Raw genomic sequence first — 14,605 nt, 5'->3', positions numbered from 1 at the left:
GTACTGCAGGGGGGACCCTGTGGGAGAGTAGGACACCGCCGGACTTAACTTAGAAACAAACAAAATGGCCACCTCACAGGGTGGCCATTTTGCGTTAAGTTACGCTTGAACAGTCGGTCGAAATGACCAGGCACAATTACACAGGAGACACAGTGAGCCCTTCAGGATCGCACGGCAACGAATCACGCGACGGCGGACGCGACGAGCGTCGCTCCAGCGGGGGCCACCAGGGTCGGTCGGACCGGCCGCGCCAGGACGGCGCACGTCCTCCCTACCGTGCCAATTCCGATCGCCCCCAACAGGGAGGCGAGCGTGCTCCGTACCGCGGCAACTCAGACCGTCCCGCCCAGTCGCGTGATGGTGAGCGTCCGGCTTATCGCGGGAACTCCGACCGTCCACAGCGTGATGGCGAGCGTCCTCCTTATCGCGGCAACGCCGACCGGCCCGCGCAGTCGCGCGACGGTGAACGCAAGCCTTGGGCGAAGGATGGGGAGCGTCCGGCTTACCGCGGAAACTCCGATCGTCCGCAGCGTGATGGCGAGCGTCCTCCTTACCGTGGCAACTCCGACCGTCCCGCCCAGTCCGGTGAGCGCAAGCCGTGGGCGAAGGATGGCGACCGCCCGGCTTACCGCGGAAACTCCGACCGTCCGCAGCAGGGCGGCGACCGCCCCGCCTACCGGGGCAACTCGGACCGTCCCGCGCCGTCGCGTGATGGTGAGCGCAAGCCGTGGGCGAAGGATGGCGAGCGGGCTCCGCAGCGCAACTCTGACCGTCCGGCCTATCGCCCCGATGCCTCGCGTGGAGAGCGTCCGCAGCGTGATGGTGAGCGCAAGCCCTGGGCCAGGGATGGCGAGCGTCCCGCGTATCGTGGCAACTCCGATCGTCCGCAGCAGGGTGGCGAGCGTCCCGCGTACCGGGGAAATTCCGATCGTCCGCAGCAGGGTGGCGAGCGTCCCGCGTACCGGGGAAACTCGGACCGTCCCGCCCAGTCGCGTGACGGCGAGCGCAAGCCCTGGGCCAGGGATGGTGCCTCGTCCGAGCGCCCGCGCCGTGACTCTGCTCCCCGTGACGGGGAACGCAAGGAGTGGGGCGCACGCGGCGGTTCGCCGACCCGTGCCGGCGCCCCCCGTGACGCCGGAAAAAAGCTCTGGACCCGCGAAGGCGCCCCCGCCCGCGGTGACCGCGACGCGCGCGCCGTCGAAGAGGAGATGACCGAAGAACAGCGGATGCAGCGGGAGCTCCGCGCCGTTCGGCCTCGCCACGACGACCCCGAGTTGCCCGACGACGTGACGTCGCAGGACCTCGACCGGATCGCCCGCAACGAACTCAAGACCCTGACCAAGGACAACGCCGAGGCAGTCGGCCGTCACCTGGCCATGGCCGCCCGCGTCATCGACGAAGACCCCGAGCTCGCGCACCGGCACGTGCTGTCGGCAGCCCGCCGAGCCGGCCGGATCGCTGTCGTGCGCGAAAGCCTCGCCATCACGGCATACGCCACCGGCGACTTCGCTCTGGCGCTGCGCGAACTGCGCACCTACCGCCGCATCTCCGGCTCCAACGACCAGCTGCCCCTGATGGTGGACAGTGAACGTGGCGTGGGTCGCCCGGACCGCGCGCTCGAGCTCGGCCGTTCGGTCGATCGCAGCACGCTGCCGGCATCCGTGCAGGTTGCCCTGGCCATCGCAATGTCGGGCGCGCGCCTCGATCTCGGTGAGGCCGAGGCAGCGCTGAGCGAGCTCGAGATCCCGCAGCTCGACCCGAAGAAGGCCTTCTCCTACAGCCCGGAGCTCTTCTCCGCCTATGCCGAGGTGCTCGAGGAACTCGGCCGCGAAGAGGAAGCCGAGACCTGGCACGAGCGCGCGGCCCGCGCGGATGCCGCCCTCGGCACGGCCGGCGACCAGCCGGACGAGACGATGGAGATCATCGAGATCGACGAGGACGAGGACGAGGACGAGGACGAGGACTACGCGGAGATCGGCGAGGTCCCGACAGGCTCGACCACTGAGGGCTCGACCGCTGGGGGCACGACCACTGCAGGCTCGACCACCGAGGGCTCGACCACCGATGCTGACGAAGCGGCGAAGGATTAGTACGGCGACGCCGCTCACCGGCGTCGACGTCGTTCTCGCCGATCTCGATGGCGTCGTCTACGCCGGCCAGAAGGCGATCCCGTACGCCGTCGAGAGCCTCAACCGGGCGGCCGAAACCCTGCGCGTGGGATACATCACCAACAACGCCGCGCGCACAGACCGGTCCGTGGCCGACCACCTGACCGAACTCGGCCTCGACGTGGCGGCAACGGATGTCGTCACCTCGCCCCAGGCGGCGGTCCGGCTCCTCGCCGGCCAGGCGCCCGCGGGGTCCCGCATCCTCGTCGTCGGCGGGGAAGGGCTCGTCTCCGAGGTGGAGAAGGCCGGTTTCGTCGTCACCCGGTCGGCGGACGACTCCCCGGCCGCGGTCGTGCAGGGCTTCGCCCCCGAGGTGGGCTGGACGCAGCTGGCCGAGGCATCCTTCGCGCTGCACCCCGCCGCCGACGGCTCCGCTATCCCCTGGATCGCCACGAACACCGACTGGACCATCCCGGTGGCCCGGGGGATCGCGCCCGGCAACGGCACGCTCGTCTCCGCCGTGCACACCGCGGTCGGCCGCCTGCCCATCGTGGCCGGCAAGCCCGAGGTGGCCATCTTCGTCGAAGCCGTCGACCGGTTCCGGGCGAAGCAGGCGCTGTTCATCGGCGACCGCCTCGACACCGACATCCTCGGCGCGAACCGGGCCGAGATCCCGTCCGCGCTCGTGCTCACCGGCATCGACAGGGCCAAGCAGGTGCTCGCGGCCGACGCGAAATCGCGGCCGACGTTCATCCTCGACGACCTCCGCCAGCTGCACGAACCGTACCCGGAGACCGAGTTCTCCCGCGACGGATCCTCGGCGAGCGTCAACGGGGCGACGGTGCGCATCCGCGGCGCCGAGGTGGAGATCGTGGCCGAGGGCGACGGAGCGATCAACCTGTTGCGCGCCGCCTGCGCCGTGATCTGGAAGTCCGGCCGCCCGATCTACGGGCTCAACGTTCCGGAGCGACTGTATCAGGGCCGGTAACCTAGGGAACGTGAACACCGAGGACCAGACACCGCTGGACGACGCTCTCGTCTCCACCCTCGCCGTGATCGAGGCGCAACCGCTGGAAGCGCGCGCCGCGGCCTACGTGCAGTTGCACGAGCACCTGCGCGAACGCCTCGAGGGCGGGGACGTTCCCGCCCAGGTGGCCGGATGACCGAGCTGCGGCTGGACGCCGCCCTCGCCGAACGCGGGCTGGTGCGGTCGCGCACGGTCGCCGCGCGGGTCATCGCCGACGGCCTGGTCACGGTGGACGGCAAGCCGGCCGTCAAGGCATCCGCGAAGGTGCGGGACAACCAGGTGATCGAAGTCGCGGCGACCGACCACTACGTCAGCCGCGGCGCCCACAAACTCATCGCCGCCCTCGACGCGTTCGGCCTTGACGTCACCGGCCGCACCGTGCTCGACGCCGGCGCGTCGACCGGCGGGTTCAGCCAGGTGCTGCTCGAACGCGGCGCCGCACAGGTGATCGCCGTCGACGTCGGGCACGGCCAGCTGGCCCCGCAACTGGCGCTCGAGCCCCGGCTCGCGCTCGTCGAGGGCTTCAACGTGAAGAACGCCACCGCCGAGAACGTTGCCGCGGCCTCCGGCGTGGCCGAGCGGCCCAGCCTGGTCGTCGCCGATCTGTCCTTCATCTCCCTCACCCATGTGCTGCCCGCGCTCGTGGCGACGGCCGAGCCCGGCGCCGATTTCGTGCTGCTGATCAAGCCGCAGTTCGAGGTCGGCCGCGGCGGCATCCGCGAGGGCATCGTGCACAACCCCGGGCTCCGGGCGGATGCCGTCTCCGGCGTGCTCTGGGCCGGCTGGGACCTGGGCCTCCACACCAACGGCCTGATCGCCTCGCCGATCGCCGGAACCGCCGGCAATCACGAGTATCTCTGCTGGATGACCACGAAGTCGGGCAGCAATCCGACAGAATGGATGGACCGGATACCAGCCCTGGTGGGAGCGTGAGCATTGTGACAGCACCGCCACGCAACATCCTCGTCGTCGCCCACACCGGCCGGCAGGACACCCTCGCCGCCGCGGTCACGGTCTGCGAACAGCTGCTCGCCGCCGGCGCCGTGCCCGTGCTGGCCCGCGACGAGCAGGCGGACCTGCTCGCCGCCTCGCCCTCCCTGGACGGCCATGTCGCCATCCTCGGAGACACCGTCGAGCTCACCGACCTCGAACTCGTCATCGTCCTGGGCGGCGACGGCACCATCCTGCGCGCCGCGGAAGTCGCCCGCGAATGCTCGGCGCCCCTGCTCGGGATCAACCTCGGCCATGTCGGTTTCCTGGCCGAAAGCGAACGCGACGACCTCGGCGAAGCCGTGCGCCGGGCGCTCTCCCGCGACTACCTCGTCGAAGAGCGCATGACGCTGGCCGTGCGGGTCAAGGTCGACGACACCGTGGTCTATGAAACCTGGGCGCTCAACGAAGCGACCGTGGAGAAGGCCAGCCGCGAACGGATGCTCGAGGTCGTCATCGAGGTCGACGGCCGCCCGCTCTCCTCGTTCGGCTGCGACGGGGTGGTCATGTCGACGCCGACCGGGTCGACGGCCTACTCGTTCTCGGCCGGCGGTCCCGTCGTCTGGCCGAGCCTCGACGCCCTGCTGCTGGTGCCGCTCAGCGCCCACGCCCTCTTCGCCCGGCCGCTCGTGGTCGGACCGGACTCGTCCCTCGCCGTGGAGATCCTCGCCCGCACGCCCGGATCCGCCGTGCTCTACGCCGACGGACGCCGCACCTACGACCTGCCGCCCGGCGCCCGGGTGGTCGTGCGGCGCTCCCCGGTGCCGGTTCGCCTGGCCCGGCTGCACAGCGGCCCGTTCACCGACCGCCTCGTGAACAAGTTCAACCTGCCCGTCTCGGGCTGGCGGGGCCCGGTCGGCCGTGAATAGGCCCCCGGCATGATCGAGGAACTCTTCATCCGGGATCTCGGCGTGATTGCCGAGGCAACCCTGCCGCTCGGCCCCGGCTTCACCGCCGTGACCGGCGAGACCGGCGCCGGCAAGACCATGGTCGTCACCGCGCTCGGCCTCCTGCTCGGTGACCGGGCGGATGCCGGCACCGTTCGCCAGGGGCAGGCCCAGAGCTGGGTCGAGGGCCGCTGGCTCGTCGCGCCCGACGGCGCCGTGGCCGACCGCGTGCGCGACGCCGGGGGAGACCTCGACGGGCCCGAGCTCATCCTGGGCCGTTCGGTGTCCGCCGAGGGCCGCAGCCGGGCCGTCGTCGGCGGCCGCAGCGCCCCGGCCGCGGTTCTCGGCGACCTCGGCGGCGACCTCGTCGTCGTGCACGGACAGTCCGACCAGGTGCGCCTGCGATCATCCGTCGCCCAGCGCGGCGCCCTCGACCGCTACGCCGGCGCCGAGCTCGCCGAGGCGCTGGGCACCTACCAGCAGGCCTTCCACCGCTGGCAAGCCAACCGGGACGAGCTCGACCGCCTGGTGGCCGAGCAGGAGCTGCGCGCCCGCGAGGCCGAGCAGCTGCGCGAGGCGATTGCCGAAATCGAAGCCATCGCCCCGCAGCCGGGCGAAGACGCCGAGCTCGGCGCCCGCGCCGAACGCCTCGGCAACCTCGAAGACCTGCGCCTGGCCGCGGCCGAGGCCCGGGAGCACCTCTCCGCCGAGGAGAGCACCGACGGGGCGCCCGACGGGGTCGCCCTGCTCGAATACGCCCGCCGCCGGCTCGACAAGGCCGCCGAGCACGACCCCGCGCTGCCGCCGCTGGTCGAGGCGCTGGCCGACGCCGGGTTCCTCGTCGCCGACATTGCCGGCCGGCTCTCCAGCTACCTCGCCGGCCTCGACGCCGACGGCGCCCGAGAACTCGAGATCGTGCAGGAACGCCGGGCCGAGCTGATCGGCCTCGCCCGCAAGTACGCCGGAGGCCTCGACGAGGCGATCGAGTTCCTGGACACCGGGAGCGCCCGGCTCGTCGAACTCGACAGCGACTCCGACCGGATCGAACTGCTCGGCAACGACGCGGAAGCCGACGCTCGCCTGGTCGAGGAGCTCGCCGACCGGGTCAGCGCCATCCGCCGGGTCGCCGCCGCCGCGCTCGGCGCCGCCGTCACGATCGAACTCGGCGCCCTCGCCATGCCCGACGCGGTCCTGGTCGTGGAGATCGACAGCCGCGACGATTTCACCGCCACCGGGCGCGATCTGGTGAAGATCCTGCTGCAGCCGCACGCCGGGGCCGAGCCTCGGGCCCTGGCCCGTGGAGCATCCGGCGGCGAACTGTCCCGGGTGATGCTCGCAATCGAAGTGGTCATCAACCAGGCCGACCCGGTGCCGACGTTCGTCTTCGACGAGGTCGACGCGGGAGTGGGCGGGGCCGCGGCCATCGAGATCGGGCGGCGACTCGCCCGGCTCGCGGAGACCTCACAGGTGATCGTCGTCACGCACCTCGCGCAGGTGGCCGCGTTCGCCGACAACCACCTCAGCGTGGTCAAGGGCAGCGACGGCGCGGTCACCGCCAGCAGCGTTCGGCAGCTGCACGGCGACGAGCGGGCCGCGGAAATGGCCCGGCTGCTCTCCGGCCTTCCCGACTCCGCGAGCGGGCTCGAACACGCCCGGGAACTCATCTCCCTCGCCCGGTCCCGCTGAACGTCATCTCCAACTGATAGGATCAAAGCCCGTGGTGGAAAAAATAAACGCGGACGATTCACACGGCACGACCAAGCACATTTTTGTGACCGGTGGTGTCGTTTCTTCTTTGGGGAAAGGCCTGACGGCGGCAAGCCTCGGCAATCTCCTCACGGCTCGCGGACTGCGGGTCGTCATGCAGAAACTGGACCCGTACCTCAACGTCGACCCCGGCACGATGAACCCGTTCCAGCACGGTGAAGTCTTCGTCACCGACGACGGCGCGGAAACCGACCTCGACATCGGCCACTACGAGCGATTCCTCGACATCAATCTCAACCAGGCCGCGAACGTCACGACCGGCCAGGTGTACTCCCAGGTCATCGCGAAGGAACGCCGCGGCGAGTACCTCGGTGACACCGTGCAGGTCATTCCGCACATCACCGACGAGATCAAGCGCCGGATGCGCCTCCAGGCCGGCGACGAGCCGCGCCCCGACGTGATCATCACCGAGATCGGCGGAACGGTCGGCGACATCGAATCCCAGCCGTTCATCGAGGCCGCCCGCCAGGTGCGCCACGAACTCGGCCGCAAGAACGTCTTCTTCGTGCACGTGTCGCTCGTGCCGTTCATGGCCGCCTCCGGCGAGCAGAAGACCAAGCCCACCCAGCACTCCGTCGCGGCTCTCCGCTCGATCGGAATCCAGCCCGATGCCCTCGTGCTGCGCAGCGACCGCCCCGTCTCCGAGTCGAACAAGCGCAAGATCGCGCTCATGTGCGACGTCGACGAGGATGCCGTCGTCAATGCCATCGACGTGCCGAGCATCTACGAGATCCCGACCATGCTGCACGACCAGGGCCTCGACAAATACATCATCGACAAGCTCGGCCTCCCCGCGGCGGATGTGGACTGGTCGGCCTGGCAGAAGGTGCTCGACGCCGTGCGCGAACCAAGGCACGAGGTCACCATCGGCCTGGTCGGCAAGTACATCGACCTGCCCGACGCCTACCTGTCGGTGACCGAGGCGCTGCGCGCCGGCGGTTTCGCGCACCAGACCAAGGTCAAGATCAACTGGATCCCCTCCGACGAGTGCGAGACCGAGGAGGGCGCGTCGCGCATGCTCGGCGAACTCGACGGCATCCTCGTGCCCGGCGGCTTCGGCGTTCGCGGCATCGAGGGCAAGCTGGGCGCCCTGCGTTTCGCCCGCGAAAACGGCATCCCCACCCTGGGCCTCTGCCTCGGCCTGCAGTGCATGGTGATCGAATACGCGCGCAACAAGGCCGGCCTCGCCGGGGCATCCTCTTCGGAGTTCGACGTCGACACCGAGTTCCCCGTGATCGCGACCATGGAAGAGCAGGTCGAGATCATCGCCGGCGGCGACCTGGGCGGCACCATGCGCCTCGGCCTCTACCCGGCCAAGCTGGCCCCGGGCTCCCTGGTCGAGGAGATGTACGGCGCCCCCGAGGCCTCGGAGCGCCACCGCCACCGCTACGAAGTCAACAACGCCTACCGCAGCCAGATCGCGGAGGCCGGCCTCTGGTTCTCCGGAACCTCGCCCGACCGCCACCTGGTCGAGTACGTCGAACTCAAGCGCGAGGAGCACCCGTTCTACGTGGGCACCCAGGCGCACCCCGAACTGCGCTCGAGGCCGAGCAACGCGCATCCGCTGTTCCGCGGGCTCATCGGCGCGGCCCTCGACCGCCAGCAGGCCAGCCGCCTGTTCGAAGATGCCTAACGATTGATGCCTCGCGACTCAGGCGAGCCGGCCGGTCACCCTCCGCTGGAGGATGAACCGGTCGACGCGGACGTCTCCGGCAGCGAACTCGTCTTCGACGGCAGGGTCTGGGGCGTGCGCCGCGACCGGTTCGGTTACAACGGCTCGGCGATCATCCGCGAGTACGTCGACCACCCCGGGGCCGTGGCGGTCCTGGCGCTCGACGACCACGACCGGGTGCTGCTGATCAAGCAGTACCGGCACCCGGTGCGCGTGCGAGAGTGGGAGCTTCCGGCCGGCCTGCTCGACGAGCCGGGCGAAGACCCGGCCGTCGCGGCACGGCGCGAACTGGCCGAGGAAACCGACGTCGCGGCGACGGACTGGAGCGTGCTCGCCGAGTTCTACACCTCGCCCGGCGGCAGCACCGAGGCCATCCGGATCTACCTGGCCCGCGGGCTCTCGGCCATCGACGACGCCTTCGCCCGCACCGACGAGGAAGCCGACATGGAAATCCGCTGGGTGCCGCTCGACGACTGCGTCGACGCGGTGCTCGCCCGCCGGGTGCAGAACCCGTCACTGGCCCTCGGGGTGCTCGCGGCACAGGCCTCGCGCTCGCGGGGCTGGGCCAGCCTCGCCCCGGCGGACACACCCTGGCCGCGGCATCCGTCGAACGGGATCGCCGGCTCGTGAGCGTCGAGACGGCTGTGGACTCGTTCCTGCGGCACGTCTCGGTCGAGCGCGGGCTCGCCGCCAACACGGTCTCCGCCTACCGCCGCGACCTGGCCGTCTACACGGCGTGGCTGGCCGAGCACGAGCTGACCGATCTGCGGGAGGTGACGAGCGGGCACGTCTCCGAATTCGTGCGGTACCTGGGGCAGCGCGAGGAGTCGCCGCTCACGGCCTCGTCGATCGCGCGGATGCTGTCGACGGTGCGGAGTCTGCACCGGTTCCTGCTGGGCGAGTCGGTGGTCGAAATCGATGTCGCCCACGACACGAAACCGCCGAAACTCGGGTCCAGGCTGCCGAAGGCCATCTCGATCGACCAGGTCGCAGCCCTCCTCGCCGCGACCGACGGCGACGAGGTGCAGCAGCTGCGCGACAAGGCCCTGCTCGAGCTGCTCTACGCCACCGGCGCCCGGGTGTCGGAGGTCATCAACCTCAACGTCGACGACGTGCTGGACGAGGAGGTCGTGCGGCTGACCGGCAAGGGCGACAAGCAGCGCATCGTGCCGGTGGGCAGCTACGCCCGCGCGGCCATGGACGCCTACCTGGTGCGGGCCCGGCCGCTGCTCTCGGTGCGCGGGAAGTCCACGCCGGCCCTGTTCCTCGGCATCCGCGGGCAGCGGGTGAGCCGCCAGAACGCGTGGCTGATCATCCGGGCCGCCGCCGTGCGCGCCGGCCTCGAGATCGAGGTGTCGCCGCACACCCTCCGGCACTCCTTCGCCACGCACCTGCTCGCCGGCGGCGCCGACGTGCGCGTCGTGCAGGAACTTCTCGGCCATTCCTCCGTGGCAACAACCCAGATTTACACGCTCGTCACCGCCGACACGCTGCGCGACATGTACACGACCGCCCACCCCCGGGCCCGCTAACCCCGCTTACCCCCCGTGAAACCGCAGTTGTGCATGTTATTCGTGCCGAATAACGCGCACAACTGCGGTTTCGCGGGGGAAGAAGGTGCGGGGGAGCGGCGATCCTGCCCGGATGAGCGGCATTCGCTCGCTACAATCGAACAAGCGAGTGGCGCAGGACGGATCGAGGACATTTCAGTGGCGAGTACGCAGACTGACCGGACACGACTCCCCGGTTTTGACGAGGTACCGCTCGGCCCCACCGGGCGGCCGAAGCAGGAATTCGAGCAACCGCAACCCCTGAAGAGCCATGGCCCGGCTCGGATCATCTCGCTCTGCAACCAGAAGGGCGGCGTCGGCAAGACGACGACGACCATCAACCTGGGCGCGGCCCTCGCCGGCTACGGCCGCCGCGTGCTCGCCGTCGACTTCGACCCGCAGGGCGCCCTCTCGGCCGGCCTCGGCGTGCCCACGCACGACGTCCCCACCATCTACGACCTGCTGCTCAGCGGGTCGAAGGACCCGTCCATCGCGATCCAGAAGACCGCGGTCGAGGGTCTGGACATCATCCCGGCCAACATCGACCTCTCCGCCGCCGAGGTGCACCTCGTCAACGAGGTCGCCCGCGAGCAGATCCTCGCCCGGGTGCTCCGCAAGGTGTCCGCCGACTACGACGTGATCCTGATCGACTGCCAGCCCTCGCTCGGCATCCTCACCGTGAACGCGCTCACCGCGAGCCACGGCGTGCTCATCCCGCTCGAATGCGAGTTCTTCGCCCTGCGCGGCGTCGCGCTGCTGATCGAGACCATCGACAAGGTTCGCGACCGCCTCAACCCGGCGATCGAGCTCGACGGCATCCTCGCCACCATGTTCGACTCCCGCACCCTGCACTCGCGCGAGGTGCTCGAGCGGGTCGTCGACGCGTTCGGCGACCGCGTGCTCGAGACGGTCATCGGCCGTACCGTGAAGTTCCCGGATGCCAGCGTCGCCGGCGTGCCGATCACCGATTTCGCGCCGGAGCACCCGGCCGCGAAGGCCTACATGCAGGTGGCGCGGGAACTGATCGACCGTGGCGCCGTCGCCTAACCCGGCTCTTTCACAGGCCGGCGAGCTGGAGATTTCGAGCTGCGCGGGTGGTACGCCGTTCCGCGCGTGGCACATCTCCCGCGAAGCGGCGCACGACCCGCGCATCGATCCAAACGGGCCGGTTTGACCTCGTGGACGAAAAATCTCCGCGGTCGCGAATTGTCCCGGCGACAACGGCCGTCCCGCCTAACCCGGCTGCAGCGCCCGCATTCTCGGTTGCCCTCGGCAACTTCGAGGGCCCGTTCGACCTCCTGCTCTCGCTGATCGGCAAGCACGAGCTGGACATCACCGACATCTCGCTCAGCCGGGTCACCGACGAGTTCATCTCCTACCTGCGCGGGCTGGATGCCACGGAGGAGCTCGACCAGGCCACCGAGTTCCTCGTCGTGGCGGCCACCCTTCTCGACCTCAAGGTCGCCGGGCTCCTGCCCCAGGGCGAACTCGTCGACGCCGAGGACGTCGCCCTGCTCGAGGCCCGCGACCTTCTCTTCGCCCGGCTGCTGCAGTACCGCGCGTTCAAGACCGCGTCGGCCTGGTTCCAGGGCCGGATCGACGTGGAGTCCTCCCGGCACGTGCGCTCGGTGCGGCTCGAGGAGAAGTACCGCAAGCAGACGCCCGAACTGGTCTGGACGCTCTCCGCCGCCGACTTCGGCGCCCTCGCGGCGCTGGCCCTCACCCCACGCGAACTGCCCACCGTGGGTCTCGACCACCTGCACGCTCCGCTGGTAAGCATCCGGGAACAGGCCGCCTACGTCGTGGCGATCCTGCGGGCGGGGGAGACGGTCTCGTTCCGGCAGCTGATCGTGGGCGCCGGGCAGAAGGGCGTCGTGATCGCCCGCTTCCTCGCCGTGCTCGAGTTGTACCGGCGCGGCGCCATCTCGTTCGACCAGCTGGAGCCGCTCGGCGAGCTGAACCTGCGCTGGAGCGCGGAGTCCTGGTCGGAAGAAACCCTCGCCAACCTCGGAGCCGACTATGACAACTGACACCGTGACAACCGACACCGCGCAGGCCGACACCGCGATCGACCGGCAGCTCGAGGCGATCCTCATGGTCGCCGACGAACCGCTCGGCCTGATCCACCTGGCCACGGCCGTCGACCGCCCGCTGAAAGAGGTGAGCGCGGCCGTCGCCCGCCTCGTCGCCGACTTCGACGGCACGGGCACAGTCACGGGCGGCACGATTCGCCGCGGCTTCGAGCTGCGCGAGGTCGCCGGGGGCTGGCGCATCTACGTGCGCGCCGAATACGACGCCGTCGTCGCCGACTTCGTGCTGATCCAGAACCCCAGCCGCCTCTCCCAGGCCGCGCTCGAAACCCTGGCTGTGATCGCCTATAAGCAACCGATCAGCCGCGGCGCGGTAGCCTCAATCAGGGCAGTTAACGTGGACTCCGTCGTGCGCACCCTCCTGGGCCGCGGCCTGATCACCGAGGCCTTCACCGACAGTGAGACCGGAGCCATCAACTACGGCACCACCGACCTGCTGCTCACCCAGCTTGGAATCAACTCGCTCGACGAGTTGCCGCACATTTCGCCGTTGCTCGCCGACGGCGCAGAAGGATTCGAGGACTTGAAATGACAACCGACCACGAGGGAACCCCTGATTTCGCGGGCAACCCGGATGCCGCAGCCGACGGAGTGCGCCTGCAGAAGGTCATGGCCTCCGCCGGCGTCGCCTCCCGGCGCGTCTCCGAAGACCTGATCATCTCCGGCCGGGTGCGCGTCAACGGAAAGGTCGTCACCGAGCTCGGCCGTCGCATCCACCCGGAGACCGACCAGGTCGCCGTCGACAATGTTGCCGTGCAGCTGGACACCAGCCGCCGCTACATCATGCTGAACAAGCCCGTCGGCGTCGTCTCCTCGATGCAGGACGAGAGCGGCCGCCCCGACCTGCGCGAGTTCACCGAGCAGTTCGAGGAGCGCCTCTTCAACGTGGGCCGCCTCGACGCGCAGACCTCCGGCCTGCTCATCCTCACCAACGATGGCGACCTGGCGCATGTGCTGGCGCATCCGTCGTTCGGCGTCTCGAAGACCTATATCGCCAAGGTCGAGGGCCGCGTCTCGGCGCAGACCATCGGCAAGCTGCAGACCGGAATCGAGCTCGACGACGGCCCGATCGCCGCCGACAAGGCCCGGATCCTCGCGAGCCCTCCCGGCGACGGCTTCAGCCTGGTCGAACTCACCCTGCACTCCGGCCGCAACCGCATCGTTCGGCGCATGCTGGAGGCCGTCGGCCACCCGGTCGTCGACCTGGTGCGCCGGCAGTTCGGGCCGCTGCACCTCGGCACGCTCCGCGCCGGCGACGTGCGCGAACTCACTAAAGTTGAACTCGGCGAGCTGCTCACCGTGTCGCGGGCCGGCGGCCGGGACGTAGCCGGCACGAAGTAACTCACCTCGTAACCAGGGTCGCCGGCCAGAGCGGCCCGGCCCCAGCAAATCGCGACGTCACACCTCGCGAAGTCAGGAGACGGCACGTGGCCGAGAGTCGCCTTGTCGGGCCCGTGCGCATCGTCGGCGTCGGACTGCTCGGAACCAGCATCGGCCTGGGCCTCCGTAACCGGGGGATCGAGGTCATCCTCGCCGACGCGTCGCCGACCAACCTCAGCATCGCCGTCGACTACGGCGCCGGCCGGGCCGCCGCCGCGGGCGACGCACCGCAGCTGGTCGTCGTCTGCGTGCCGCCGGACGTCACGGCCGAGATCGTCGCCCGCGAACTGGCATCCTTCCCCGGCGCCATCGTCACGGATGTCGCCAGCGTCAAGCTCGCCGTGCTCGACGACCTCCGCGCGAGCGGCGCCGACGTGTCCCGCTACATCGGCACCCACCCGCTCGCCGGCCGCGAACGCGGGGGACCGCTGGCCGGCCGGGCCGACCTGTTCATCGGGCGGCCCTGGGTGGTCGCCGGCCACGACGCGATCACCTACCAGCAGGCCACCGCGATCGACGACCTCATCCTCGACCTCGGCGCGACCATCGTCGAGATGACCGCGGAGGACCACGACCGCAGCGTCGCCCTGGTCTCCCACGTGCCCCAGGTCGTCTCCACGCTGATGGCCCGCCGGCTGACGGATGCCGCGGCCTCCTCGCTCAACCTCGCCGGCCAGGGCCTGCGCGATGTGACCCGGGTCGCGGCGAGCGACCCGGAGCTGTGGGTGCAGATCCTCGGCGCGAACGCGAAGCCGGTGCGCGACATCCTGCTCGCCTACCGCGACGACCTCGACCGCTTCATCGACGCCCTCGCCGACCCGGCAGCGCCCGGCGCCCGCCGCAAGCTGGCCGAGGAGCTCGCCGGCGGCAACGCCGGCGTTGCCCGGCTGCCCGGCAAGCACGGCCAGGACCGCCGCTTCGCGTCGATGATCGTGATGGTCGACGACCGGCCCGGCCAGATCGCGCGCCTGCTCAACGACATCGGCGACCTGGGTGTGAACCTGGAGGACCTCCGCCTCGAACACTCGCCCGGCGCTCAGCTGGGCCTGGCCGAAATTTCCGTTGTCCCCGAGGCGGTCTCCCGCCTCACCGAAGAGCTGGCCGCCCGCGGCTGGCGGATTGCTGGTTAACGTA

At 70.1% G+C, this 14,605-nt stretch carries 15 protein-coding genes; 14 read left to right on the top strand and 1 reads right to left on the bottom strand.

The window, feature by feature from the left end:
* Window positions 1–332: 332 nt before the first annotated feature.
* Window positions 333–1,262, bottom strand: coding sequence for a hypothetical protein (locus E3T33_RS03965; RefSeq protein WP_134574802.1), 930 nt, complete (start codon window positions 1,260–1,262; stop codon window positions 333–335).
* On the opposite strand from E3T33_RS03965, the gene E3T33_RS03960 reads away from it, so the two are divergent.
* From E3T33_RS03960 to E3T33_RS03900, 14 genes are all read left to right on the top strand, one after another.
* Complete coding sequence (locus E3T33_RS03960; RefSeq protein ID WP_241982814.1) at window positions 1,209–2,090, top strand: hypothetical protein; 882 nt, start codon at window positions 1,209–1,211, stop codon at window positions 2,088–2,090. The genes E3T33_RS03965 and E3T33_RS03960 overlap by 54 nt on opposite strands.
* Window positions 2,065–3,096 carry an HAD-IIA family hydrolase gene (locus tag E3T33_RS03955; protein ID WP_092324369.1) on the top strand — a complete coding sequence of 344 codons (1,032 nt, stop codon included), beginning with the start codon at window positions 2,065–2,067 and terminating at the stop codon, window positions 3,094–3,096. The genes E3T33_RS03960 and E3T33_RS03955 overlap by 26 nt, the downstream gene beginning before the upstream one ends.
* A 10-nt stretch (window positions 3,097–3,106) precedes the next feature.
* Window positions 3,107–3,271 (top strand): hypothetical protein, encoded by a 165-nt coding sequence (locus E3T33_RS15175; RefSeq protein WP_166784385.1) that lies wholly within the window; start codon window positions 3,107–3,109, stop codon window positions 3,269–3,271.
* Window positions 3,268–4,068 (top strand): TlyA family RNA methyltransferase, encoded by an 801-nt coding sequence (locus E3T33_RS03950; protein ID WP_134476201.1) that lies wholly within the window; start codon window positions 3,268–3,270, stop codon window positions 4,066–4,068. The genes E3T33_RS15175 and E3T33_RS03950 overlap by 4 nt, the downstream gene beginning before the upstream one ends.
* Window positions 4,032–4,994: an NAD kinase gene (locus E3T33_RS03945; RefSeq protein WP_174775328.1), complete on the top strand. Its 963-nt coding sequence runs from the start codon at window positions 4,032–4,034 to the stop codon at window positions 4,992–4,994. Before E3T33_RS03950 ends, E3T33_RS03945 begins: the two co-directional genes overlap by 37 nt.
* Before the next feature lie 9 nt (window positions 4,995–5,003).
* Window positions 5,004–6,698: a DNA repair protein RecN gene (gene recN / locus E3T33_RS03940; protein ID WP_134574801.1), complete on the top strand. Its 1,695-nt coding sequence runs from the start codon at window positions 5,004–5,006 to the stop codon at window positions 6,696–6,698.
* Between the two features lie 34 nt (window positions 6,699–6,732).
* On the top strand, window positions 6,733–8,412 hold the full coding sequence (locus E3T33_RS03935; RefSeq protein ID WP_134574807.1) for a CTP synthase: 1,680 nt from the start codon (window positions 6,733–6,735) through the stop codon (window positions 8,410–8,412).
* 6 nt (window positions 8,413–8,418) lie between these two features.
* Window positions 8,419–9,081 carry an NUDIX hydrolase gene (locus tag E3T33_RS03930; protein WP_092324374.1) on the top strand — a complete coding sequence of 221 codons (663 nt, stop codon included), beginning with the start codon at window positions 8,419–8,421 and terminating at the stop codon, window positions 9,079–9,081.
* Window positions 9,078–9,983, top strand: coding sequence for a site-specific tyrosine recombinase XerD (gene xerD, locus E3T33_RS03925; RefSeq protein WP_134574800.1), 906 nt, complete (start codon window positions 9,078–9,080; stop codon window positions 9,981–9,983). The genes E3T33_RS03930 and xerD overlap by 4 nt, the downstream gene beginning before the upstream one ends.
* A gap of 177 nt (window positions 9,984–10,160) precedes the next feature.
* Complete coding sequence (locus tag E3T33_RS03920) at window positions 10,161–11,048, top strand: ParA family protein (RefSeq protein WP_092324377.1); 888 nt, start codon at window positions 10,161–10,163, stop codon at window positions 11,046–11,048.
* Between the two features lie 158 nt (window positions 11,049–11,206).
* On the top strand, window positions 11,207–12,031 hold the full coding sequence (locus E3T33_RS03915) for a ScpA family protein (protein ID WP_092324437.1): 825 nt from the start codon (window positions 11,207–11,209) through the stop codon (window positions 12,029–12,031).
* Window positions 12,021–12,623, top strand: coding sequence for an SMC-Scp complex subunit ScpB (locus E3T33_RS03910; RefSeq protein WP_092324378.1), 603 nt, complete (start codon window positions 12,021–12,023; stop codon window positions 12,621–12,623). Before E3T33_RS03915 ends, E3T33_RS03910 begins: the two co-directional genes overlap by 11 nt.
* A complete protein-coding gene (locus E3T33_RS03905; protein ID WP_134574799.1) occupies window positions 12,620–13,432 on the top strand; it encodes a pseudouridine synthase in 813 nt (270 codons plus the stop codon). The genes E3T33_RS03910 and E3T33_RS03905 overlap by 4 nt, the downstream gene beginning before the upstream one ends.
* Window positions 13,433–13,518: 86 nt before the next feature.
* The gene (locus tag E3T33_RS03900; RefSeq protein WP_092324381.1) at window positions 13,519–14,601 is read left to right on the top strand and encodes a prephenate dehydrogenase; all 1,083 of its coding nucleotides are present in this window, start codon (window positions 13,519–13,521) and stop codon (window positions 14,599–14,601) included.
* The last annotated feature ends 4 nt before the right edge of the window (window positions 14,602–14,605 follow it).

It is taken from the genome of Cryobacterium sp. TMT1-2-1, from assembly GCF_004403955.1.
In the GTDB taxonomy this organism is placed as follows: domain Bacteria; phylum Actinomycetota; class Actinomycetes; order Actinomycetales; family Microbacteriaceae; genus Cryobacterium; species Cryobacterium psychrotolerans.
The sequence above is the reverse complement of the archived record's forward strand: the minus strand, read 5'-3'. Positions and strand labels throughout refer to the sequence as shown.